This window comes from Serratia sp. A07 (assembly GCF_058725505.1).
Map to the genome: position 1 here is coordinate 52,787 of NZ_JBZXDO010000018.1, position 23,541 is coordinate 76,327.

Annotated in this window: 22 protein-coding genes and 1 riboswitch; of the genes, 10 read left to right on the forward strand and 12 right to left on the reverse strand. The window is 61.1% G+C overall.

The features are described 5' to 3' along the window. The first annotated feature begins 35 nt into the window (after positions 1 to 35). Together AC4PR2_RS17525 and AC4PR2_RS17530 are read left to right on the forward strand one after the other, a co-directional pair. Entirely contained in the window at positions 36 to 476 is a 441-nt protein-coding gene (locus AC4PR2_RS17525; protein ID WP_492175317.1) for a GNAT family N-acetyltransferase, read from the forward strand. Between the two features lie 66 nt (positions 477 to 542). Continuing rightward, on the forward strand, positions 543 to 1,388 hold the full coding sequence (locus AC4PR2_RS17530) for an inositol monophosphatase family protein (RefSeq protein WP_492175318.1): 846 nt from the start codon (positions 543 to 545) through the stop codon (positions 1,386 to 1,388). Here the strand turns inward: AC4PR2_RS17530 and AC4PR2_RS17535 are convergent. The 6 genes from AC4PR2_RS17535 to AC4PR2_RS17560 all read right to left on the reverse strand — a co-directional run bounded on the left by AC4PR2_RS17535 (position 1,331) and on the right by AC4PR2_RS17560 (position 6,725). Beyond that, positions 1,331 to 2,707 (reverse strand): cation diffusion facilitator family transporter, encoded by a 1,377-nt coding sequence (locus tag AC4PR2_RS17535; protein ID WP_180548645.1) that lies wholly within the window; start codon positions 2,705 to 2,707, stop codon positions 1,331 to 1,333. The two genes, AC4PR2_RS17530 and AC4PR2_RS17535, sit on opposite strands and share 58 nt — an antisense overlap. Before the next feature lie 26 nt (positions 2,708 to 2,733). Beyond that, on the reverse strand, positions 2,734 to 2,913 hold the full coding sequence (locus tag AC4PR2_RS17540) for a hypothetical protein (protein WP_004938106.1): 180 nt from the start codon (positions 2,911 to 2,913) through the stop codon (positions 2,734 to 2,736). Positions 2,914 to 3,022: 109 nt separating this feature from the next. Continuing rightward, the gene (gene mgtS, locus AC4PR2_RS17545) at positions 3,023 to 3,115 is read right to left on the reverse strand and encodes a protein MgtS (protein WP_004938109.1); all 93 of its coding nucleotides are present in this window, start codon (positions 3,113 to 3,115) and stop codon (positions 3,023 to 3,025) included. A gap of 135 nt (positions 3,116 to 3,250) precedes the next feature. Then, entirely contained in the window at positions 3,251 to 4,273 is a 1,023-nt protein-coding gene (locus AC4PR2_RS17550) for a magnesium transporter (RefSeq protein WP_049199101.1), read from the reverse strand. Between the two features lie 73 nt (positions 4,274 to 4,346). Next, positions 4,347 to 4,520, reverse strand: a riboswitch (M-box (ykoK) riboswitch). A 141-nt stretch (positions 4,521 to 4,661) separates the two neighbouring features. Beyond that, positions 4,662 to 6,281, reverse strand: a complete 1,620-nt coding sequence (locus AC4PR2_RS17555) for an ABC transporter substrate-binding protein (RefSeq protein WP_060418776.1) — start codon at positions 6,279 to 6,281, stop codon at positions 4,662 to 4,664. Positions 6,282 to 6,455: 174 nt separating this feature from the next. Next, the gene (locus AC4PR2_RS17560; protein ID WP_033643162.1) at positions 6,456 to 6,725 is read right to left on the reverse strand and encodes a hypothetical protein; all 270 of its coding nucleotides are present in this window, start codon (positions 6,723 to 6,725) and stop codon (positions 6,456 to 6,458) included. Positions 6,726 to 7,432: 707 nt separating this feature from the next. Here AC4PR2_RS17560 and AC4PR2_RS17565 point away from each other — a divergent pair. The 5 genes from AC4PR2_RS17565 (at position 7,433) to AC4PR2_RS17585 (ending at position 12,709) form a co-directional block, all read left to right on the forward strand. After that, positions 7,433 to 8,008 carry a hypothetical protein gene (locus AC4PR2_RS17565; protein ID WP_033643163.1) on the forward strand — a complete coding sequence of 192 codons (576 nt, stop codon included), beginning with the start codon at positions 7,433 to 7,435 and terminating at the stop codon, positions 8,006 to 8,008. Between the two features lie 273 nt (positions 8,009 to 8,281). Next, the gene (locus AC4PR2_RS17570) at positions 8,282 to 9,298 is read left to right on the forward strand and encodes an iron ABC transporter substrate-binding protein (protein ID WP_060418774.1); all 1,017 of its coding nucleotides are present in this window, start codon (positions 8,282 to 8,284) and stop codon (positions 9,296 to 9,298) included. 33 nt (positions 9,299 to 9,331) lie between these two features. After that, positions 9,332 to 10,915 (forward strand): ABC transporter permease, encoded by a 1,584-nt coding sequence (locus tag AC4PR2_RS17575; RefSeq protein ID WP_443014513.1) that lies wholly within the window; start codon positions 9,332 to 9,334, stop codon positions 10,913 to 10,915. After that, a complete protein-coding gene (locus AC4PR2_RS17580; RefSeq protein ID WP_443014512.1) occupies positions 10,912 to 11,949 on the forward strand; it encodes an ABC transporter ATP-binding protein in 1,038 nt (345 codons plus the stop codon). Before AC4PR2_RS17575 ends, AC4PR2_RS17580 begins: the two co-directional genes overlap by 4 nt. Before the next feature lie 214 nt (positions 11,950 to 12,163). Beyond that, positions 12,164 to 12,709: a cysteine hydrolase family protein gene (locus AC4PR2_RS17585; protein WP_492175319.1), complete on the forward strand. Its 546-nt coding sequence runs from the start codon at positions 12,164 to 12,166 to the stop codon at positions 12,707 to 12,709. 45 nt (positions 12,710 to 12,754) lie between these two features. Here the strand turns inward: AC4PR2_RS17585 and AC4PR2_RS17590 are convergent, their stop codons facing one another. Next, positions 12,755 to 14,251, reverse strand: coding sequence for an alpha/beta hydrolase (locus AC4PR2_RS17590; RefSeq protein ID WP_421115017.1), 1,497 nt, complete (start codon positions 14,249 to 14,251; stop codon positions 12,755 to 12,757). A gap of 221 nt (positions 14,252 to 14,472) precedes the next feature. Here AC4PR2_RS17590 and AC4PR2_RS17595 point away from each other — a divergent pair, with 221 nt between their 5' ends. Together AC4PR2_RS17595 and fusA are read left to right on the forward strand one after the other, a co-directional pair. Further along, complete coding sequence (locus AC4PR2_RS17595; protein WP_004938127.1) at positions 14,473 to 14,721, forward strand: glycine zipper domain-containing protein; 249 nt, start codon at positions 14,473 to 14,475, stop codon at positions 14,719 to 14,721. A gap of 239 nt (positions 14,722 to 14,960) precedes the next feature. Beyond that, positions 14,961 to 17,066: an elongation factor G gene (gene fusA / locus AC4PR2_RS17600; RefSeq protein WP_015377944.1), complete on the forward strand. Its 2,106-nt coding sequence runs from the start codon at positions 14,961 to 14,963 to the stop codon at positions 17,064 to 17,066. Positions 17,067 to 17,093: 27 nt separating this feature from the next. Here fusA and AC4PR2_RS17605 read toward each other — a convergent pair whose 3' ends face one another. Together AC4PR2_RS17605 and AC4PR2_RS17610 are read right to left on the reverse strand one after the other, a co-directional pair. Continuing rightward, on the reverse strand, positions 17,094 to 18,062 hold the full coding sequence (locus AC4PR2_RS17605) for a DMT family transporter (protein WP_060418765.1): 969 nt from the start codon (positions 18,060 to 18,062) through the stop codon (positions 17,094 to 17,096). Positions 18,063 to 18,160: 98 nt separating this feature from the next. Further along, complete coding sequence (locus tag AC4PR2_RS17610; RefSeq protein WP_492175320.1) at positions 18,161 to 18,988, reverse strand: AraC family transcriptional regulator; 828 nt, start codon at positions 18,986 to 18,988, stop codon at positions 18,161 to 18,163. A 196-nt stretch (positions 18,989 to 19,184) separates the two neighbouring features. On the opposite strand from AC4PR2_RS17610, the gene AC4PR2_RS17615 reads away from it, so the two are divergent. After that, complete coding sequence (locus tag AC4PR2_RS17615; RefSeq protein ID WP_492175321.1) at positions 19,185 to 20,618, forward strand: NAD-dependent succinate-semialdehyde dehydrogenase; 1,434 nt, start codon at positions 19,185 to 19,187, stop codon at positions 20,616 to 20,618. Positions 20,619 to 20,666: 48 nt separating this feature from the next. Here AC4PR2_RS17615 and AC4PR2_RS17620 read toward each other — a convergent pair whose 3' ends face one another. The 3 genes from AC4PR2_RS17620 to AC4PR2_RS17630 are packed head-to-tail and all read right to left on the reverse strand — an operon-like array spanning position 20,667 to position 23,533. Continuing rightward, complete coding sequence (locus AC4PR2_RS17620) at positions 20,667 to 21,569, reverse strand: alpha/beta hydrolase (RefSeq protein ID WP_443014510.1); 903 nt, start codon at positions 21,567 to 21,569, stop codon at positions 20,667 to 20,669. Beyond that, positions 21,556 to 22,452, reverse strand: coding sequence for an alpha/beta fold hydrolase (locus AC4PR2_RS17625; protein ID WP_492175322.1), 897 nt, complete (start codon positions 22,450 to 22,452; stop codon positions 21,556 to 21,558). The genes AC4PR2_RS17620 and AC4PR2_RS17625 overlap by 14 nt, the downstream gene beginning before the upstream one ends. Positions 22,453 to 22,477: 25 nt before the next feature. Continuing rightward, on the reverse strand, positions 22,478 to 23,533 hold the full coding sequence (locus AC4PR2_RS17630) for a sugar phosphate isomerase/epimerase family protein (protein ID WP_159318060.1): 1,056 nt from the start codon (positions 23,531 to 23,533) through the stop codon (positions 22,478 to 22,480). Positions 23,534 to 23,541 lie beyond the last annotated feature (8 nt).

A 23,541-nucleotide genomic window follows, 5' to 3' on the forward strand; every position in this document is an offset into this window, starting at 1 on the left:
CCCTCCGGCGGCCTGTTTTTTTGACGGAGTGCGACATGGCATTTTCCCTTGAGCAGGCTACACACGCGCAGCGGCCACTGCTGGCGGTCATGCTGTCCGATTGCCTTCGCGAGCTGGGCGCCGATGGCGATTACCCCTATATGCCGCTCTACTGGCGCGAGGTCGGCCGCTACCCCTATTTGATTTTGAGCGATCGGCAAACGGCCGGTTTCGCGTTGGTCCGGCGCCTGGACAGCGCCACCGTCGAAATGGCGGAGTTCTACGTCAAGCCCGAGTGGCGGCGCACCGGGCTGGGGCAACGGGCCGCCCACGCCTTGTTCGCGCAACATCCCGGCGGCTGGTCGCTGTCGGTCAGCCCGGATAATCCGCGCGGGCTGGCGTTTTGGCGCGCGGTAATACCGGCCGGGGCCACGACCGAACCGCTATCGGCCCCCGATGCCATAATGCAGCTGCGTTTTTCATCCCCGCCGCGCTGAGCGACACATTACCTTCATCCTTTTATGGCAGGGTAACACGATTCGTCCTTTGCTATCGAGCCTGCCATGACTTCACTTTACCCACGGGACATCGAGGCGCGCTACCGCTTTGCGCGTGAGATCGCCCGCGCCGCCGCCGATCTCGCTTTCAGCTTTTATCAACGGCGGCAAACTCTGGCTGTCGACTTCAAACAGGGGCTGCAGGACGTGGTCAGCGAGGCCGATCGCCGCGTCGAAGCGCTGATCCGCCGCATGATCAGCCGGCGCTTTCCTCAGGACGGGTTTCTCGGCGAGGAAAGCGGCAGCACCGGCGAAAACGCCGCCTGCGTTTGGGTCGTCGATCCGATTGACGGCACCGCCTGCTTCCTGAACGGATTGCATACCTGGTGTATCGCGATAGGCGTGGTGATCGACGGCGAGCCGACGATAGGCGTAGTCTACGATCCCAACCACCGCGAGATGTTCCGCGCCTGTCGCGGCCACGGCGCCTTTCTCAACGGGGAACCGATCGGCGTGCATGCCGGGCGCAGCGTCGCGGATGGCGTGATGGGCGTCGGGATTTCACCGCGCGCTTCAGCGGCGGAATTCAGCGGCTTTCTCTGTCGCCTGCTGCAGGCGGGAGGGATGTTTGTGCGCAGCGGCTCCGGCGCGTTGATGACCGCCCAGGTGGCCGCCGGTCGGCTGCTGGGCTATTACGAACCGCACATGAATGCCTGGGACAGCCTGCCTGGCTGGGTGCTGACGCGCGAAGCCGGCGGCGTGGCGAATGACTTTATGCACAACGACGGGTTGCGGCGCGGCAACCCGCTGCTGCTGGCCAACGCGGCGCTCTATCCGCAGTTGGTCGAACTGATTCAAATGCCAGGCTTGATCGGCTCGACGTGCCCTATCGCGCGCGTGATGGCAGGATAAAGCGAGCGCAGCCGGCGCTCGACCCGATCGACCGCATCGTGCGCGGCGGCGATGGTGACCGCCGGCGACACCCGGCAGTGGAAGTTGACGATGATGCCCCCGTCGGTCTTGCGCGCGCGGACGTTGTGTACGTCTTGCACGCTCTCTCCCTGCTCCAGCGCCGACTGCAGGATGCGGCGAATATCGGCCAGCTCCGTCGCATCGACATCCTCGCTGGTCAGCCAATGTGGCGTCTGCGGCTCCAGGTGCGTCTCTATCTCGGTGTCTTCACCGATCGCCTGGCGCAGGATCCCCTCTATCTCCGTGGCAATGTCATGCGCCTGCGCCACGCTGGCGTTGGCCGGCACCGCCAAATCCATGCCGATCGCCATGCGCGTCGGCAGCTGCTGCAAGGTCACATTCTGCACCTGCGCGCCGTGGTTGGCGGCGATCGCCCGAATGCGCGTCGCCATGTCTTCATCGCTGCGGGTTTGCGGCACCGCGATGACGGTAAATTCCGCGCTGGCGTACAGCTCCCGCAGCCGCTCGACGATCTCTCGCTTCAGCGCGTCGATGCGTTCCAGCGGCAAGGTGCGGCACACCGCAACCGTGATTTCGACAAACAGCACCGCGCCGGCGTTGCGAATGCGCACGCTGTCGCAGGCCAGCACCGCCGGAAAACTTGCCAGCGTGGCGCGGATCGCCTCAGTAGCCCCGGCCGGCGCGGCATCCATCAACGAGTCGAAGGAGCGTTTGCCCAGTTTGATCGCGGCGACAAAGATAAAGCCGGCGACGATCAGCGCGGCGATGGCGTCCGCACGGCCAAAGCCCAGCAGCACAAACACCATGCCCAGCAGCACCACGCCGGACGAAAGCATATCGGAGAAGAAATGCAGCGCATCCGCTTCCAGCGCCGCGCTGTCGGTCGCTTTGGCGACGCGGTTGAGCGCCCGCACGCGGAAGAAATCGACGCAGATGGAAATGAGCAGCACCGCAATCACCACCGGCGCGGCGACGATCTCATGCGGTTGCCCGAGCAGGCTGCTGCCGGCCTCATAAACGATCCAGCCGGCGGCGCCCAGCAACAGCAGCACCTCGAACAGCGCCGCCAGGTTTTCCACCTTGCCGTGGCCGAAGTGATGATCGTCATCGGCGGGCTTATCGCTGATGCGCACCGCCAGCCAGGTGATGCTGGTGGCAATAAAATCGGTAAAAGAGTGGATCCCTTCGGATATCAGGCCAATACTGCCGGTAAAAATACCGGCGACGAACTTGCCCGTAGCCAGTAACCCGCTGGCAATCATCGAGTTTCTGGCCACGGCCTGTTTTTCATTCTGCATTATGCTGCTCACATTCGGACGGTGATTTATTTTTTTACTTTAGAGGATAATTGCCAGACAAAGGCGATCAGCAGCATACTGCCAGAAAATGTCAGCATGAGGCTAGTAAGAAAATTGGATTTTCCGGTGGAATAAAAATAAATCTCATTAACGCCCACCGAGATCATTAAAATGGCGTAGAGCAATCCCAGAATAAGAATCGTCATTATTATCAACTCCCGTATCAGGCCGCGCGTTCGGCGCGCCGCTAAAAATCCTCCCCATAATAAATAGCGGTTACGGGGAGGATGCATCTAGGCGGATCTTTTGCGTTCATCAATCATCCCATTTGGTGCTCATATAGGCCGCTAACAGGCCCAGTGAGCTGATCATTGCCAGGAATCCCATAAAAATAGTCATGTTTCCCATTATTTTGTCCTCAGGTTAAATGTTATCGATAAAAGCCCCTTGCGTTAAATATCGGGGTTGGTCGGTATCCATGTTTTTTAACGTCCTCCTCATTAAGGCTTTACATTTCCGCCCGCAACATCGGGCGGAGCGCGGTTAAATACCCAATACCTGCTGGGCAATTTTGAAATAAATAATCAGGCCGGTGCCGTCGATAAAGGTAGCAATAAATGGCGCCGATACCACCGCCGGATCGATGCCGAGACGTTTCAACAGCATCGGAATGATCGACGAGACAATCGCGCTCCACACGGTGATTGCCACCAGCGACAGGCTGACCACCAACGTCACCTCCATGCCGACGCCCATGATCCAGGCGCGTACCCAGGCCGCCAGGCCAATGGTGACGGCAATCAGCAGCGAGGTCGTCACTTCCTTGCGGATCACCGCGCCCAGGTTGCGCAGGCTGACCTCACCCAGCGCCATGGCGCGCACCAGCGTCGAGGTGATCTGGGTGCCGCTGTTGCCGCCGGTGCCGATCAGCAGCGGGATGAAGAACGCCAACGCAATGGCCGCTTCGAGCTGATCTTCAAACGCCTTCAGCACGTTGCCGGTGTAAGCTTCGGCGACGAACAGCATCAGCAGCCACACCGAACGTTTACGCCACAGCGCCCACGGGCTGGTCTCCAGATAAGGCTTGTCCAGCGGCAGGCTCGCGCCTTGGCGCTGCGCGTCTTCGGTGTTTTCATCCTCGACCAGGCGGGCGATCTCTCGCTCCCCCAGCACGCCAACCAGCGTGTTGTTCGCCACGACCGGCACCACGTCCAGGCCGCCCTTGCCGAGTAGATGCGCCACGTCGTTGCGATCGTCGTCGGGCGAAACCTGAAAATAGCTGTGGTCCATCATCACGCCGACCGCTTTATCCTGCTCGTCGCACTGCAGCAGTTTTTTCACCGACAGCGTGCCGCGCAGATGATAATCGTCCGCGGTAATAAATACCCGGGTGGGTATTTCGTCCGTTTTAAGCTGTGAAAGTAAATATTCCCGGGCATGATTGACCGTCATCGTCGCGGGAACAGTAATAAAATCGGCGTTCATATAGCCGGCGACCGAGGTCTCGTCGAGAGTTTCAGTCGCGCTCAGCGCCGGAGAAGAATAATGTTGATGTGACTTGATCATTGTCAGTCCCTATTTCTGTTTTGAACTTCAACAGCGAATCGCATAGGGGCGTAACCACAGAGGGAGTGCAGACTGCCTATCTCCGCGTCCAGGTTTTAGCACTATACAACGTATCCGAATTGTTGCTCGGAAGTTACTTTGGGCTGAACCTTAATCCGATAAAGCCTGTCTTAACCTTGGGCATCTCTCGATGTCGTCAGATCAGTAACCTGTGTTTGTATAGGAGCCTCGCCAAACGAGATACTGCATATAAACTACCGGCGCAGTATAGGCGGTGTTTTCTTCAGCGGGAAGAAAAGATTGCCCGTCGTTTATGGAGTATTTAGGATAATGTTATTAAACACGAATCTATAAAAACGGCTGATATAAATCAGCCGTTTTTTATTTCTCAGTGCTCGAGAAGATAGACGTTTTTATCATACAAGGCGCCCTGACGGGTAAAGTCGATCCCCTTCACGTAAGGTTTAATGAGCGTGGCGTTAGCCTCGTAGTACACCGGTGCCACCGGCGTATCGGCGGCCAGCACCGCCTCAGCCTGCTGGAAATATTGTTGCACCTGCTGCGGCGTCTGCGCCGCCGTCGCCTGATGCAGAATGCGGTCATAGTCCGGGTTATGGTATTTGGGGCTGTTCTCGCTGCTGTCGGAACGGAACACGTTCAGGAAGGTGGATGGATCGTTGTAATCGGCCAGCCAGCGGGTAAAGGCCACGCCGTACTGCCCGCGGTTGATATTATCCAGCGTCACTTTACGCTCCTGGCTTTGCAAGCTGGCCTCTACCCCTAGGTTCTTTTTCCACATGGCGGCGGCGGCGATGACGATCTTCTTGATGGTGGCGTCATTGCTGTACAGCACGGTAAACCGCAGCGGGTTCTCGGCGTTGAAACCGGCCTGCGCCAGCAGTTGCTTCGCCTGGGCGTGCCGTTGTTCCGGCGTCCAGCCGGCCGCCGCGCCGGGCTGCAGGCTATAGCCGCCCGCCCCCGTTGGGGTAAAGGTCCAGGCCGGCTGTTGGCCGTATCCCAGCACCTTGCCGGCGATAATCTCTTTGTCCAGCGCCAGATTCAGCGCCTGGCGCACCCGCAGGTCGTTAAACGGCGCCTGGCGGTTGTTGAAGGCAAAATAACTGGTGGAGAGCAGCGGATAGGTCACCAGCTGTTGCTCACCGAGCGTTTTTTTCAGCTGCTGATACAGCTCCGGCGGCGTGGTATACCCCAACTCAACCTCGCCGGCGCGAAAACGCGCCACTTCCGGGAAGCCCTGTATCGGCAAGAACGTCACCTTGTTGAGCACGGTGTTGGCGTTGTCCCAATACTGCGGGTTACGCTCCACCACCACCTTTTCGTTCACCACCCACTGGCTGAGACGGAATGCGCCGTTGCCGACAAAATGCGCCGGTTGAGTCCAGTTCTTGCCGTACTGTTCCACCACCTTGCGGTTAACCGGCAAGACCGGAAAATGTACCAGCTGCTTGAGCAGGTAGGAGTTGGGCTCCGACAGCGTCACCTGCAGGGTATGCGCGTCCAGTGCCTTGACGCCCAGCTCGCTCGGCGGTTTGCTGCCGGCGTTGATCGCCGCCGCATTAAGCACGTAGGCCGAAGCCAGATAGCTGCCGTACGGCGACGCGGTTTTCGGATCGGTGAGGCGCCGCCAGCTGTAGACGAAATCGTCGGCGGTTACCGGATCGCCGTTCGACCATTTGGCCTGCGGCCGCAGATGGAAGGTCCAGACGTTGCCCTGATGCTCCCATTTCTGCGCCAGCGCCGGGATCGCTTCGCCGTCTTTACCGACGCGCAGCAAACCTTCGAACAAATCGTTGAATATGTAGAACTCCACATTGCTCTCGGCCAGGTTCGGATCCAGCGTCGCCGGTTCATAGCCGTTGGCGCGCACCAATTCCTGTACCGGCGCCAGTTTAGCGCCCGCCGGTACGTCGGCCGCCTGAGCTGCCGTCGCGTTAAAAGCCAGGAGGATTAAACCAGCCAGTTTCTTGCCATTAAATGAATATTTCACGTCGATATCCCTGATTAGTGTTTTATCGCGTTCAATATGCAATGTGGCAGTGGAATAAATTAAATCATTAATCGCTATGAGTCATAACCAAAAGCGGTGTTGAATTTCTTTCATTATCAAAGGAATACCCCTCACCGCGCTTCCCGCTTTCAACACAATGCGCGTTGCCGTCCCCTACTTGATGTTCACGGTCGTGATACCAAACAGCGGCAGGCCTTTAACCGGTTCCGGGCCGGGCTCCCCCCACACCATTAATGATTTACCGCTCGCTTGCGCCTGGATCGCCAGATTCACCAGCAATTTCGGATAGGGTTCATTAGCCGCTACCGATAACGGAAATACGTTTTCGTATAGTCCTCCATCGATCGCCATCTCCACATGCACGCAATCATTAGCTACATCGATAACCACGATCGGATTGGTATAAAACGGTCCATTAGACATAGACACCTCTCTCACTATTTTTTGGTGAATATAATTCTTAATTCGCGTTGGCGGCCCGTGTTATTAATGCCTGTGCGAAACGCTGAAGAACGACATGAAAAGACTGAAGAAAAAGATCGCCAGTCGATAACAAGCCGTCAATATTGAAACAGGTTAATAACCATTACAGATTCGACAAAGAACTGATATAAGTCAAATGCAAACCCGCGTTTACCCGTTACCTCAATGAATATATTAAGAATATTCACAAAAAATATAACTACAACTTAACTTCATAAAAATCAATTAATTAAAAAACACCCTCACTTACCCCATATTAATTAATCGGGTACGAAAAAGGTTAAAATCAAAATAATGGACATGCTAAATAAGTTGCTTTTCAATGTAAAAATAACAGTAGAAAACCCACTTGATATCTCTGTGACACCTAACTACCTTTAAATGGCTTCGAGACTAACACGAGGCCGCCGTTGGTTATCAAACCAATAACTGGCGAATGATTTAATAAGAGATAATTACCAGAAGACAAATCCAAATATATAAACGCGTGCCGAAAGGATAGGATGTAACGGTTTGGTTGCCATACCGTTTTTCTGCCAACGGCAATAACTATTTCCATTCAGATGCAATTACCTGTCTGGTGGCTAACCGGATTCAGCGTGATATGCATTTCAGACTAACTCAGCAAAAATCATAGGGGTTTACATATGCCTTCACTGCAAGATATTACGCCTGAACAGGCTAACGCATTGAATAAACAATCACGTGACGCTTATAACGCGGAAGTGCAGAGCCGTCAGGCGCTGCTCAACCAACATCCGCAATTGAAACCGGCGTTCAACCAGCAAGTGCATCCGCAATCCTTGTGTGGATGCGGGTGCCAACAAAATATCTGCGGCTACTTCAGCTTCCAGGGCTGTGGCTGTGGGTGTGGCTGCGCGCCACATGCGGAGACCGTGCAAATTTCCGCACAGCCTGCCAATATTGGTCCCAATGCCCCATCAAACGGTACATCGGTGCGTTTTGTCGGCCAGGCCACTGGCACTGGCTCAGACGGTAACATCAACATCCCGACGATTTATTTGCAAGGCACCGTACCCGATGCCGAAAATCTGATCGGCGTTCCGTTAACCCTGCAATTGGCCATCAACCCCGGTTCGATCGTCCTGACGCTGCTGGAGAATGGCCGGGTGCTGGCCTCTTTGGTTCATCCGCCGCAGTGGGCGAGCAGCATCAACGGGCAGTTCTTCGGCGTTGGCAACGGTGAGTTTGTGCTGGCGTGACAAGAAGCAAGCCTGACGGGCGGCTGCCTGCGATGGCAGGTGGCCGCTCACTGTGAGGTAACGCGCCCCAATTCTATTCAGACAATCAATACAGATTATTCCAGCCGAAACTTAACTTATCCTTAGGGCAATTCACTTTGTGAGCGATCGTCAAAAATAATTTAATACGAATCGTTTTCACTATCATTATTGATGTTCTTGGCTAAAATCGGCCTGCTTGCGCTTGCCAGGCGATATTCGTTTTCCTCATTCGAACGCTAAAAGGATAACTGCATGAAGCTGCGTATTTCATCTCTCGGCCCCGTCGCCCTGCTCGCCTCCTCGATGATGCTGGCCTTCGGCGCTCAGGCGGCCTCGGCCGATCAGGGCATCGTCATTTACAACGCCCAACATGAAAACCTGGTCAAATCCTGGGTCGACGGGTTTACCAAAGACACCGGCATCAAGGTCACGCTGCGCAACGGCGGCGACAGCGAGCTGGGCAATCAGCTGGTGCAGGAAGGCAGCGCCTCGCCTGCCGACGTGTTCCTGACGGAAAACTCCCCGGCGATGGTGTTGGTGGATAACGCCAAGCTGTTCGCCCCGCTGGACGCCGCGACGCTGGCCCAGGTGGAACCGCAGTATCGCCCAAGCCACGGCCGCTGGACCGGCATCGCCGCCCGCTCTACCGTGTTCGTCTACAACCCGGCCAAACTGACCGAAGCACAGCTGCCGAAGTCGCTGCTGGACCTGGCCAAGCCGGAATGGAAAGGCCGCTGGGCCGCCTCGCCGTCGGGCGCCGATTTCCAGGCGATCGTCAGCGCGCTGCTGGCGCTGAAAGGCGAGAAAGCGACGCTGGAATGGCTGAAAGCGATGAAAACCAATTTCACCGCCTATAAGGGCAACAGCACGGTGATGAAAGCGGTCAATGCCGGCCAGGTCGACAGCGGCGTGATCTATCACTACTACCCGTTCGTGGATGGCGCTAAAACCGGCGAGAACAGCAACAACATCAAGCTGTACTACTTCAAACATCAGGATCCGGGCGCGTTCGTCAGCATCTCCGGCGGCGGCGTGCTGGCTTCCAGCAAGCATCAGCAGCAGGCTCAGGCGTTCATCAAGTGGATCACCGGCAAACAGGGCCAGGAGATCCTGCGCACCAACAATGCTTTCGAGTACGCCGTCGGCGTCGGCGCGGCCTCCAACCCGAAACTGGTGCCGCTGAAAGATCTGGACGCACCGAAAGTAGATGCCGCGCAGCTGAACAGTAAAAAAGTGGTCGAACTGATGACCGAAGCCGGCCTGCTGTAAGGCCCGCCGGCAAACCGAGAGTTTTTGATCGTTATGTCAAACCTGAGTACCCACGCCGCGCAGACCGCGCGGCGTTATTCTGTTATCCCCCGTCATCAGCGGCCGGGGGCGATCGTAGTGGCCAGCGCCGTGCTGCTGTCGCTGCTGGCGCTGTTGCCGCTGGGATTCGTTATCGGCGTGGCGTTTGAAACCGGCTGGCAAACGGTCAACGCTCTGGTTTTCCGCCCGCGCGTGGCGGAACTGCTGTTGAACACCCTGCTGTTGGTGGTGCTGACGCTGCCGATCTGCGCCGTGCTGGGCGTGGCCCTGGCCTGGTTGACCGAGCGCACCACGCTGCCGGGCCGCCGTCTCTGGGCGGTACTGGCCACCGCGCCGCTGGCGGTGCCGGCCTTTGTGCAAAGCTATGCCTGGATCAGCCTGGTGCCGTCGATGCACGGCCTGGGCGCCGGGGTCTTCATCTCGGTGCTCGCCTATTTCCCGTTTATTTACCTACCGGCCGCCGCCGTGCTGCGCCGTCTGGATCCCGGTATCGAAGACGTCGCCACCTCGCTCGGTTCCCGGCCGCTGGCGGTCTTTTTCCGCGTGGTGCTGCCGCAGCTGAAGCTGGCGGTCTGGGGCGGTTCCCTGCTGATCGCATTGCACCTGCTGGCGGAGTATGGCCTGTATGCCATGATCCGCTTCGATACCTTCACCACCGCGATCTTCGATCAGTTCCAATCGACCTTCAACGGCCCGGCGGCCAACATGCTGGCCGGCGTATTGGTATTGTGCTGCCTCGGGTTACTGCTGCTTGAGGCTCTCAGCCGCGGCCGCGCGCGCTATGCCCGCGTCGGTTCCGGCAGCGCCCGCAGCCAAACGCCGCGTCGCCTTTCGCTGCCGCTCGCCGCGCTGGCGCTGCTGCTGCCGATTTCGCTGACCGCGCTGGCGCTGGGCGTGCCTTTCATTACCCTGGCCCGCTGGCTGTGGCTGGGGGGATTCGAGGTGTGGCGCAACGCCGAGCTGTGGCCTGCGCTGTGGCAAACGCTGTCGCTGTCCGCCGTCGGCGCGTTGCTGATCACGCTGTGCGCCATTCCGATGGCCTGGCTGTCGGTGCGCTATCCGGCCCGGCTGTACCGCGTGCTGGAAGGCTGTAACTACATGACCAGCTCGCTGCCCGGCATCGTGGTGGCGCTGGCCCTGGTGACCATCACCATTCACAGCTTCCGGCCGATTTACCAAACCGAAATCACCCTGCTGCTGGCGTATTTGCTGATGTTTATGCCGCGGGCGCTGATCAACCTGCGCGCCGGCATCGCACAGGCGCCGGTGGAATTGGAAAACGTGGCGCGCAGCCTCGGCAAATCGCCGGCGCAGGCGCTGTGGAGCACTACGCTGCGGCTGGCGGCGCCGGGTGCCGCGGCGGGCGCGGCGCTGGTGTTCCTGGCGATCGCCAATGAACTGACCGCCACGCTGTTGCTGGCGCCGAACGGCACTCGCACGCTGGCCACCGGATTTTGGGCGCTGACCAGCGAGATAGACTACGTCGCCGCCGCGCCTTATGCGCTGATTATGGTGGCGCTGTCATTGCCGCTCACCTGGCTTCTTTATTCTCAATCTAAACGCACGGCGGGACTATGAGGACGCTCGAACTGCACGGTATCGAAAAATCTTATAACGCCATCAGGGTGCTGGAACACATCGACCTGCAGGTTGCCGCCGGCAGCCGCACGGCGATCGTCGGCCCTTCCGGCTCCGGCAAAACCACCCTGCTGCGCATCATCGCCGGCTTTGAAATTCCTGACGGCGGCCAGATCCTGCTGCAGGGGCAAGCCATGGGCAACGGCGGCGGCTGGGTGCCGGCGCATCTGCGCGGCATAGGCTTCGTCCCGCAGGATGGCGCGCTGTTCCCGCACTTTACCGTCGCCGGCAACATCGGTTTTGGCCTTAAAGGCAGCAAGCGTGAGAAACAGCGGCGCATCGAGGCGCTGATGGAGATGGTGGCGCTGGATCGCCGTCTGGCCGCGCTGTGGCCGCACGAGTTGTCCGGCGGGCAGCAACAACGGGTCGCGCTGGCGCGTGCCCTGTCGCAGCAACCCCGGCTGATGCTGCTGGACGAACCGTTCTCGGCGCTGGATACCGGCCTGCGCGCCGCCACCCGCAAAGCGGTCGCCGAACTGCTGACGGAGGCCAAGGTGGCGTCGATTCTGGTCACTCACGATCAAAGCGAAGCGCTGTCGTTCGCCGATCAGGTAGCGGTGATGCGCAACGGCCGGCTGGCGCAGGTGGGCGCGCCGCAAGATCTCTATCTGCGGCCGGTCGATGAGCCGACCGCCAGCTTCCTTGGCGAAACGCTGGTGTTGACCGCCGAACTGGCGCACGGTTGGGCCGACTGCGCATTGGGGCGTATCGCCGTCGACGATCGGCAACGCAGCGGCCCGGCGCGCATCATGCTGCGCCCGGAGCAGATTCAAATCGGTTTGTCAGATCCGGCGCAGCACGGCCAGGCGGTGATCACCGGCATCGATTTCGCCGGCTTCGTCTCTACGCTCAACCTGCAAATGGCCGCCGGCGGCGCGCAAATCGAGATCAAAACCGTCAGCCGCGAAGGCCTGCAGCCCGGTTCTCAGGTCACTCTCAACGTGATGGGCCAGGCGCATATTTTCGCCGGTTGACATGGCGGGGGGAGCCTCTTGACGTCCCCCTCACCACCGCGCATTATCAACGCTATGAAACGCTTCGCGCACGTCCTCACCACCACCGCAACCGCCACGCAATGGCGGGCTGCACGGGTGCGCATCAGCTAACAACGTATCCAAGCCCCGCCAGCCATGGCCGGGGTTTTTTATTTCTCCGTGCCCGCCGGCAATTTCATTACGGAGAAGACCTATGCCAACTATCCCCGCACCGCGCAGCGCCCTGCTGATTATCGACATGCAAGTCGGCCTGTTCGCCTCGCCGGACGATCCGCCGGGCGCCGCCGAAACCCTTCTGGTGAAGACCAATGCGTTGATTCGCGCCGCACGCGTGGCGAATGCGCTCGTAGTGTTTATTCGCCACACCGGCCCGACAGGTTCGCCTATCGCCGCAAACAGTCCGCGGTGGCAAGTTCACCCCGATCTCGACACCGATGCGGAAACCGACTGGTTCATCGATAAAACCCATCCCAGCTGTTTTTACCAGACTAGCCTGGCTGAGCGGCTTAAGCAAGCCGGCATCGGTCGGTTGGTGATTTCGGGAATGAAAACGCAATACTGCGTAGACACCGCGTGTCGGCGCGGTGCAGAGTTGGGATTTGACATGGTGTTGGCCGCCGACGCCCATAGCTGTTCAGACACGGCGGAACTCGGTGCCGAAGCCATTATCCGTCACCATAACCAGACCCTGTCGGGGCCATTCGTGACGCTGGCATTGGCGGAAGAGGTGAAATTCTAAAACGCAGGCGACTTGGCTGTCAGGCCGGGCTTCCGCCCGGCCTCCTCAACGGCAAGTCTTGTCGTGGCGCGGCTTTTTCGGCGCCAGCAGATAATCCACCACGCTTTCGTCAACGCAGCTGTCGATGCCGTTCAGCACCAGCGTATGCCCGTCGCGTTCGCGGGTGATCAGCGGGCTTTTAAAGGCGGCGGCCATCACCTGCGCGTTGCGGTACGGCGTGGTCGGATCGTAGCGCTGCGCGACGAACAGCAGCGGCGGCAACGCGGCAGATTCCACCGGCGTGTGCGGCCGATCTTTGCCGCGGTACGGCCACAGATCGCACATTTCCAGCGGGTATTCGTGCAGCGGCAGATAGTGGGCATACATAGCGGCGGTATTGATCTCCTGCCGCTGCCGGCGCAACAGCTGCGGATCGGCCGTCGGGTTGGCGACGTCGGCGCAGGTGATGACGTTCAGCGCGTCATCGGCATCCGGCGAATAGCTTTCGTCGATCAGATCGGAAACCTGCTGCCCGGCGATCCCGGCATCGAGCTGGCGCAGCACGGTCGCCAGCTCGTGCCAGCGCTCCGGCCACAGCAGCAGCGAACGCGTGACCGTCAGCACGTCGTCGGCGGAGATTTCATACCCCGCCGCGGTGACGAACGGCTGCTCATGCAGCTTGCGCAGCAAGGCATGATAACGCTGCAGCGCCTGATTGGCGCCGCCGCCCAGCTGGCAGCTGTCGGTTTTGCCGCAGTAGGCGGCGAAGCGCAGGAAGCTTTGCTGGAAGCCCCGCTCCTGGTTCAGCCGCTGGGTGAAATCGTCTTCCGCCAGATCCACCACCCCGTCGAGCACCAGCGCGCGCGTTTTCTTCGGAAAACGTTCGGCATACAGCGCCGCCACCTTGGTGCCGTAAGAGTACGCCACCGCCGTCAGCCCCGGTTCGCCCAGCGCGTGGCGGATCGCGTTCAGATCGTTGACCGCTTCGTCGGTGCCGATATGTTGCAGCACGTCCGCGCCGGTCTGTTTGATGCAGGCGGCAATCAGGGTGCGCGTCTGGTTCTCCGCACCGGCCACGTCGTTGTCGTCCGGTGACGGGGTTTCGTCGCCTTCGGCCACCTGACAGGAGATTTTCGGCGTCGATTGGCCGACGCCGCGCGGATCGTAACCGATGATATCGTAGGATTTACGCAGCCTGGCGACGTGACCATCATTGCCCAAATAAGGATTGATGCCCGGCAGGCCCGGCCCGCCGCTGATCATCACCACGCTGCCCTTTTTCGGCCCGGTGGCGGGCAGCAGGGTCAGCGCCAAACGCACGGTCTGTTCGCCCGCCTGCGCCGCATGAGCGGGCGGCGTGGCGTAGGCTAACGGCACCTCAAGGTAACCGCAGCGCAGCCCCGGCGGTGGCGGCTCATCGAACCAGCGCTGAAAACCGCTGTTGAGACATGATTGCCAACGAATGCCGTTCTCGGCCGCCGCGCCGTGGAGCACAGGCTTGGCCTGGGCGGGCAACGCGGCGGCGGTCGCGGCGAGCAGCGCCAGAATACGCAGTACTGACATGGGGAGTCCTTTCAACTCAACGAATCGGTCAAAGGTTAACGATACCCGGTTAAACAGCTAGCCAATAGAACACAAAAAGCCGCGCGGGTGAAGCCGTCACCGCGCGCCCGGCAAGATTTTTCTCTGCTCGGATTGCTCTTATAACGCACAGAATGCTGCAAAAAACGGCGTCTACCTGCTAGGCTTAGGATTCGTTAACCCATAAGGATCAGGAGAGCAGCATGTTTGGTAAAGCGGAAGACAAAGCCAATGAAGCCGCAGGCGCGGTAGAAGAAGCGTTCGGCAAAGCCGTGGATTCACCGGAGCATCAGGTGCGCGGCGCGGCGCGCAAATACGCCTCCCAGGCCAGCTATGCCGCCCGAGACGCAGCGGACAGCGTAAGAACCCAGGTGGAAGCCAACCCGCTGGCCGGCGTGGCCGTTGCGGCGGCGGTCGGCATCGTTTTCGGCTTCTTGCTGGGACGCAAATAAGCGGCGAATGCGCCGCTCGACAACAGGCCCGTTACGGGCCTTTTTTTTCGCCCTTTTCTCCCCCTGCGCGCAAACTTTCATCTATCACAGCCATCGCTTATAAAAACCAACGCCTTCAACTACGATTAGTTTGTGACCAGAGCGAGGCTCTGCGATCCGGCAGATAACCCTATGAGGATTATCACCATTATCCATGCTGTTTAAGCCGCTCTCCTTCACGCGGCTAAGAAAGGTTGATTATGGCTCGCACCACCCCTATCGAACGTTACCGCAACATCGGCATCTCCGCGCATATCGATGCCGGCAAGACCACCACCACCGAGCGGATTCTGTTTTACACCGGGGTCAGCCACAAGCTGGGTGAAGTGCATGACGGCGCGGCGACCATGGACTGGATGGCGCAGGAACAGGAGCGCGGCATCACCATCACCTCGGCGGCCACCACCTGCTTTTGGAACGGCATGCAGCATAATTATCCGCAGCACCGCATCAATATCATCGACACCCCCGGGCACGTCGATTTTACCATTGAAGTGGAGCGCTCGATGCGCGTGCTGGACGGCGCCGTGATGGTTTATGACTCGGTGGGCGGCGTGCAGCCGCAGTCGGAAACCGTTTGGCGCCAGGCCAACAAATACAAGGTGCCGCGGCTGGCGTTCGTCAACAAGATGGACCGCATCGGCGCGGACTTTTTCCGCGTGCGCAAAATGATGATCGAGCGCCTGAAAGCCAACCCGGTGCCGATCGTCATTCCGATCGGCGCCGAAGACCACTTCAGCGGCGTGGTGGATCTGGTGCGGATGAAAGCCATTCTGTGGGACGAAGCCTCGCAGGGCATGAACTTCAGCTTCGAAGAGATCCCGGCCGAGCTGCGCGATTCGGCGCAGGAGTGGCGCGAAAACATGATTGAGGCCGCCGCCGAAGCCTCGGAAGAGCTGATGGAGAAATACCTCAACCAGGTACCGCTGAGCGAAGAGGAGATCGTCCACGGGCTGCGGGTGCGCACCGTCGCCGGCGAAATCCAGCCGATGCTGTGCGGATCGGCGTTCCGCAACAAAGGGGTGCAGCGCATGCTGGATGCGGTGATCGAGCTGATGCCCTCGCCGCTCGACGTGCCGCCGATGGAGGGCCACGGCGAACACGATGAAATCATCACCCGCAAAGCCGACGACAACGAAAAATTCTCGGCGCTGGCGTTCAAGCTGATGACCGACCCGTTCGTCGGCCAGCTGACCTTCGTGCGCGTCTACTCCGGGGTGCTGGCCAAAGGCAGCAGCGTTTACAATCCGATCAAGGGCAAAAAGGAGCGCATCGGCCGCATCGTGCAGATGCACGCCAACGATCGTAAGGACATCGACGAGCTGCACGCCGGCGACATCGCCGCCTGCGTCGGCCTGAAGGACGTCACCACGGGCGATACGCTGTGCGACCCCGGCGCCATCATCACGCTGGAACGCATGACCTTCCCCGAGCCGGTGATCGCCCAGGCGATCGAGCCGAAGACCAAGGGCGACCAGGAGAAAATGGGCATCGCGCTGCAGCGCCTCTCTTCGGAAGATCCGTCGTTCCGCGTGCGCACCGATGAAGAATCCGGCCAAACCATCATCTACGGCATGGGCGAGCTGCACCTGGAGATCATCGTCGATCGCATGCGCCGCGAATTCGGGGTGGAGACCACCACCGGCAAGCCGCAGGTATCGTACCGCGAAACCATCCGCAAGCGGGTGGCCGACGTGGAAGGCAAGTTCGTGCGCCAGTCCGGCGGTAAAGGGCAATACGGCCACGTGGTGCTGACCGTCGAACCCAACGAACCCGGCAAAGGCTTCGAATTCTTCGATGAGATCAAGGGCGGCGTCATTCCGGGCGAATTTATCCCGGCGGTGAAAAAAGGCGTGCTCGAGGCGCTGAACAACGGCGTGCTGGCCGGTTATCAGGTGGTGGACGTCAAGGTGCACCTGACCTTCGGTTCTTACCATGACGTCGACTCGTCGGAACAGGCGTTCCGCATGGCGGCGATTTTCGGCTTCAAGGAAGCCTGCCGCCTGGCGGATCCGGTGATCCTTGAGCCGATCATGTCGGTGGAGGTGGAAACACCGGAAGATTACGCCGGCAACGTGATGGGCGACCTCTCCTCACGCCGCGGCCTGGTGCAGGGCATGGAAGAGATACCGGGCGGCGGCGGCAAGGAAATTCGTGCCAAGGTGCCGCTGTCCGAGATGTTCGGCTACTCGACGACCCTGCGTTCGATGTCGCAGGGACGCGCCACCTACACCATGGAATTCAGCCACTACGCCGAAGCGCCGCGCAACGTGGCCGAAGAGATCATTCACCACAGCAAGCGTTAACCCTCGCGCCCGCCTTCGCGGCGGGCGTCACCCCTGCTTGTCCTCCAGCGCCACCACCACCGGCTGCGGCTTGATGCGCATGGCGTACACCACGCCGGCGATCAGGCAGACGATGCCGGCCAGCGTCAGCAGCGGCGGCCAGGCCTGGCGCAGCAGAAAGGTATAGGCCAACCCCGCCAGAATTTCGAACACGATGAGCGGCCCCACCAATACCGTCGGCAGGCGCTGGCTGGCTTCGTTCCAGCATAGCGCCCCCAGCCAGGAGCAGAACACGCCGATGACCAGCATCAGCGGGATAAACACCTCAGGGCGCGGGCCGAACGGCAAGGCGAACGCCGGTTCGCTCAGCGCCAATTGGCCGCAGACCGCCAGATAGCCCAGCAGCGCCAGCGGCAGCGTCACCAGCCCCTGCGCCGTGGCCCAGGTGGCCGGCCGCTGCGTCGGGTTCTCCCGCAGCCAGCGCGAGTTGCGCAGCGGGAACCAGGTCCAGCACGCCACCGCCAACACGGCCAGCCCCAGGCCGCTGAGATAGCGCCAGCCGTCGATCGGCAGCGCGTTGCCGCGCAGCTCGGCGACGTTCACGCACGCTAACCCGCAGACGATCAGCAGCAGTGCCGGCGCCAGCTTGCCCCAGGCCAGCCGCCCGTCGTGCCGGCCGTAAAACAGATTGGCGCAGATGGCGATCACCACCGGCAAGGTACCGATGATCATGGTCGATACCGGTGCGCCGGTACGCTGAATGGCGCTGGCCAGGCACAGGTAGTACAGCAGGTTACCGATGGCCGTCAGCTTGAGCGCCTCCAGCCAATCCTGGCGCCGCAGCTTGCGCAGGCGGCGGCGATCGAACCACGCCAGCGGCAAGGTGATCAGCCCGAAGGCCAGATAGCGCCCGGTGGACTGCAGCGCGGCGGGATAATCCGGCACCAGCAGCGGGCCGACGAAGATCAATCCCCACATCAGCCCGGCGGCCAGGGCAAACACAACGCCAATGAACATAACGACTCCGACAAACGGCCGGTGCGGCCAACCCGCCCGACAAGACAGCGGCAGAGTAGCGAAAACGCGGGAAGGAATTATTGTAGCAGGTTGCTGTTTTAGCCCAATTTCACCTGTTTCTGGAAACGCACTGGCGTGACGCCGTAACGATTGGCGAAGGCGCGCGTCAGGTGTGCCTGATCGGTCAGCCCCGCCGCCGCCGCCACCTGTGCGGCGGGCATGCCGCGCTCCAGCATGCGTTTGGCCTGCGACAGCCGGATCGCCATCAGCATCTGCTGCGGCGAAACGTGGTATTCGGCCTTGAACTTGCGCAGAAAATGGTACGGGCTGAGCGACACCAGCTCGGCCAGCTGATTGAGGGTCACCGCCTCGGCGAAGTTGTCGTGCAGGTAGCTTTTCACCACCTCAAAACGGTGCGCCGCCTCGGCTTTTTCCCGCTGCCCGGTGCGAATGTGCGGGTGCAACAGCTCGACCGCCTCCAACAGCAGGCCGTCCAGCGTGAGGGGATCGTCGGTTTGCCACAGCGTGGCGAGAATGGCGGACAGGCGCTGCGCCGCCCGCGGATCGTGGCGCACCGCATCGGTGAACCACTGGCTCCGATCGCCGGACAGCTGCTCCAGCGCCTCGGGCGCCAGATAGAGCATGCGGTAACACCGGCCGCCCGGCGTTTCGGCTTCGCCGGTATGCAGCTCATCGGGGTTCATCAGCACCAGCGCGCCCGGCGCCGCCAGATGCTGCGCGCCGCGATAGCGGAAACGCTCCGCCCCGGTGTCTACGGTGCCGATAGCAAAGGCGTCGTGGGTATGCGGCTCGAAGGCATAGCGTTCGATATGCGCCTGATAAAGTTCGACGCCCGGCAGATGCGACAAATGCCGGAACTGCGCGCAATCCTTCTCGAACGGAAACTGTTGTGGTACCCCTTGCACCCGACCTCCTCGTCCGTGCTGACAATCTGCTCAGCATAGCCAAAACATCGCCGGTTGAGTAGCCGCCCTGGCGCTTTCGTGCCCCTCGCCTGGACGATCGCCGCCATTCGGCGTAGGGTTAAGGTCCCTGTCCCTTTCAGGCGCGCCGCATCGCGAAGCTCATCGGCCCCTGACACTCCGCAAACAAGAGGCAACAATGTATCCGGATACTCAACTGTATATCGATGGACAATGGCGCAACGCGCTGGCCGGGAAAACCCTGCCGGTCACCAACCCCGCCACCGACGAGATATTCGGTCAAGTGGCGCACGCTGCCACAGAGGATCTCGATCTGGCGCTGGCCGCCACCGAGCGCGGATTTAACGTCTGGCGCGACACCGCCGCGCACCAGCGCGCCAACCTGATGCGCAAAGCGGCGGCGCTGCTGCGCGAACGCGCTAACGCCATCGCCGCCGTCATGACGCAGGAACAGGGCAAACCGGTGGCGCAGGCCAAAGTCGAAATTCTCAACGCCGCCGACGTCATCGACTGGTTCGCCGGCGAAGCCACCCGCACCTACGGGCAGATCATTCCGTCCCGCGCCCGCGACGTGCAGCAGCAAACCCTCAAGCTGCCGGTCGGCCCGGTGGCCGCCTTCACGCCGTGGAACTTCCCGATCAACCAGATCGTGCGCAAGCTGTCCGCCGCGCTGGCGGCGGGGTGTTCCATCATCGTCAAAGGCCCGGAAGAAACGCCGGCCTCGCCGGCTGAGCTGATCAAAGCCTTCGCCGACGCCGGGATCCCGGCCGGGGTGATCGCGCTGGTGTACGGCACCCCGGCGGAAATCTCGGAATACCTGATCCCGCATCCGACCATTCGCAAGATCTCCTTCACCGGCTCCACCCGCGTGGGCAAGCATCTGGCGGCGCTGGCCGGCCAGCATATGAAAAAGGCCACCATGGAGCTGGGCGGCCACGCGCCGGTGTTGATCTTCGACGACGCCGATCTCGACGCGGCGGCCAAAGAGCTGGCGCAGTCCAAGTTCCGCAACGCCGGCCAGGTCTGTATCGCTCCGACCCGCTTCCTGATCCAGCAAGGCGTTTATGAAGCCTTCGTGGAGAAATTCACCGCCGCCGTGCGTGAGCTCAAGCTCGGCAACGGGCTGGAAGACGGCGTGACCATGGGGCCGATGGTGCTGGGCCGCAGCGTCGACAATATCGAGGCGCTGGTGCAGGATGCCGTCGCCCACGGGGCAAAAGCCAGCACCGGCGGCAAGCGCGTGGCGGGCAAAGGCAACTTCTTCGAGCCGACGGTGCTGCGCGACGTGCCGCTGAGCGCGCGCGCCATGTCAGAAGAGCCGTTTGGCCCGGTCGCCCTGCTGCGCCCGTTCGCCACCTATGACGAGGCGATCGCCGAAGCCAACCGCCTGCCGTACGGGCTGGCCGCCTACGCTTACAGCCGCAACATCGCCACCGTCAATGCGCTGGGGCGCGACGTGGAGAGCGGTATGCTGAGCATCAACCACATCGGTTTCGGCCTGCCGGAAACGCCGTTTGGCGGCGTGAAAGACTCCGGTCACGGCACCGAAGGCGGCAGCGAAGCGATCGAGTCCTACCTGGAAACCCGCTTCGTCACCGTCGCCGGCCGTTAATCGCGCGTCGGATGAATAGCCAAAAGCCCCGCAGTGCGGGGCTTTTTTTTACTCGCGAGCCAGTTCGAACAGCCGCCGCGCCGCCGGGGTCAGCCCCAGCATGTGAATGCAGGCATGCACCATGCCCGGCAACCGTTCGCAGCGCACCGGCACACCCGCCTCGCGCAGTCGCTGCGCATACTGCTCGGCCTCATCGCGCAGCGGATCATATTCGCAGCTCAGGATGGTGGCCGGCGGTAACCCGCGCAGCGTGGCGACGTGCAGCGGCTCGGCGCCGGGATCGCGCCGCTGGGCCAGATACTGCTGCCAACAAAATACCATCGCGTCGCGCGTCAGAAAGTGCCCCTCGGCAAACTCGCGATAGCTCGTCGTCGTCATCTCGCGGCTGAGCGCCGGGTACAGCAGCAGCTGGCGCTCGATGTGCGGGCCGCCGCGATCCCGCGCCAGCAGCGCGACGGCGGCCGCCAGGTTGCCCCCGGCGCTGTCGCCGCCCACTGCCAGGCGCTGCGCGTCGATCCCCAACTGCGGCGCCTGTTGCGCCACCCAGCAGAGCGCCTGGTACACATCTTCCAGCGGCTGCGGAAACGGGTATTCCGGCGCTAGACGGTAGTCGACCGACAGGATCACCCGGCCGGTGGCGTTGGCCAGCGCCTGACAAGGCCGATCGTACAGCGCCAGCGAACCGAGGCACCAGCCGCCGCCGTGGGCGAACAGCATCGCCGGCTGCGCGTTTGCGCGGTTTTCCCCTGCCGGTAAATAAGTACGCAGCGCAATCCTGTGTCCATCGGCGGCGACCACCGTATAGTCCCTGACGCCGCCGCTCGGTTCCGCCTCGCCCTGCAGCCGGCGTAAACCGGTTTCCGTGGCCGCGCGCATTTCCGCCAGCGACGCGGGGGGCGGCGCATCGGCCGACGCCGTCAAAAAGGCGGCGATGCGTTCATCGAGCGGCATGGGGTTCTCCTGCCAGGAACGGCGTAATCAGGGCAATAAATTCCTCATGGCACTCCTCGGTAATGAAATGCCCGCAGCCGGCGACCGTTTCGCCCCGCAGATCGTGCGCATTGCCCCGCAGCGTCGTCAGCGGCGCATCACCGGTGGCGTGCTCCGCCCCTACCGTCAACACTGGCATCGTCAGGGGCGTGCCCGCGCGCAGCCGGTTCTGCCGCACGGTCTCCGGGATTGCCCGGTAATAGTCGAATCCGGCGCGCAGGCCGCCCGGCGCCGAATAGGCGGTGATATACACCTGCGCCGCCACCCGATCGCGCCGATAGGACCAGCGATTGAAGATATAGCCAAGATACTCCTGCTCACGCCCCTGGGTCAGGGTCTCCGGCAAATCCGCCAGTTGGTTGAACATGAAGTGCCACAGGAAGATGTTCTCCTCCGGCGCGACGAAAATCGGCGGCGTCGGCGCCAGCCCGGGGATCACCGCCTCCGTCAGCACCAGACGTTCCACCGCCTGCGGGAAATCGCTCGCCATGGCGTAACCGATCCACATGCCGATGTCGTGGCCAACCAGTTGGTAACGTTCATGGCCCAGCTGCGCCATCATCGCGTGCAACGTCGCACCGACGTTGCCGGTGTCGTAGCCGCCAGCGGGCTTGTCAGAATCGCCGATGCCCGGCGGATCGACGGCGATCGCCTGAAAACCGGCCGCCGCCAGCGCTTGCATCACATGGCGCCAGGTGAACCAGGTTTGCGGCCAGCCGGGGATCAGCAGCACCGGCCGCCCTTCACCGGCCACCACGCAGTGAAGGCGCCGGCCGTTGACCTGGAGATAGACGTGTTCCGCCGCGAGATCCGCCAACGTGACCTCGTTCTGTCGGTATTGCATGGGGTAACTCCCTGAAGGATTAGGCTCAGCGAATGCCGAGCAAGGCATTGATCTGCTGTGGGTTGACCGGCGCGCCGGCGAAATCGTCGAACACTTTGTCGGTGACGTGGATAATGCGATCGCGAATGAAGGCTGCGCCTTCGCGTGCGCCGTCCTGCGGGTTTTTCAGGCAACATTCCCACTCCAGCGCCGCCCAGCCCGAATAACCGTACTGCGTCAGGCGTGAAAAGATGCCGTTGAAATCGACCTGGCCGTCGCCCAGCGAGCGGAAGCGGCCGGCGCGATCGATCCAGGATTGATAGCCGCCGTAAATACCCTGCCGACCGGTCGGATTGAACTCGGCGTCCTTGACGTGGAACATGCCGATAACCTCTTTATAGATATCGATAAACTCCAGATAGTTGAGCTGCTGCAGCACCATATGGCTCGGATCGAACAGCACCCGGCAGCGCGGATGATGGCCGACGCGCTCATGAAACATTTCGAACGTCACGCCGTCGTGCAGATCCTCGCTCGGGTGAATTTCGTAACACAGGTTGATCCCCTGCTCGTCGCAGGCGTTAAGCACCGGCAGCCAGCGCCTGGCGAGTTCGTCGAACGCGGTATCGATCAGTCCTTCCGGACGCTGTGGGAACGGAAACAGATAGGGCCAGGCCAGCGAACCGGAAAAGGTGCCCAGTTCGCTGAGCCCGAGCCGCGCCGACGCCTTCACCGCCAACAGCATTTGCTGTCGCGCCCACTCGCCACGCGCCTGCGGATTGCCCTGTAGCGCCGGCGGCGCGAAGCTGTCAAACAGCGCATCGTAAGCCGGGTGTACCGCCATCAGCTGGCCGAAGATATGGCTGGTCAATTCGCTGACCACCAACCCCTGTTCCGCCAACATGCCGGTCAAATCATCGCAGTAGGTTTGGCTTTCCGCGGCGGTGGCCACGTCGAATAAACGCCGATCCCAGGCCGGGATCTGCAGCGCACTAAAGCCGGTCTGCGCCGCCCATTCGGCGATGGCGGGCAGGCTATTGAACGGCGCTGTCTCATCGCTGAACTGCGCAAGATGCAGGCTTGGACCTTTGAGGGTTTTCATCGTAAACT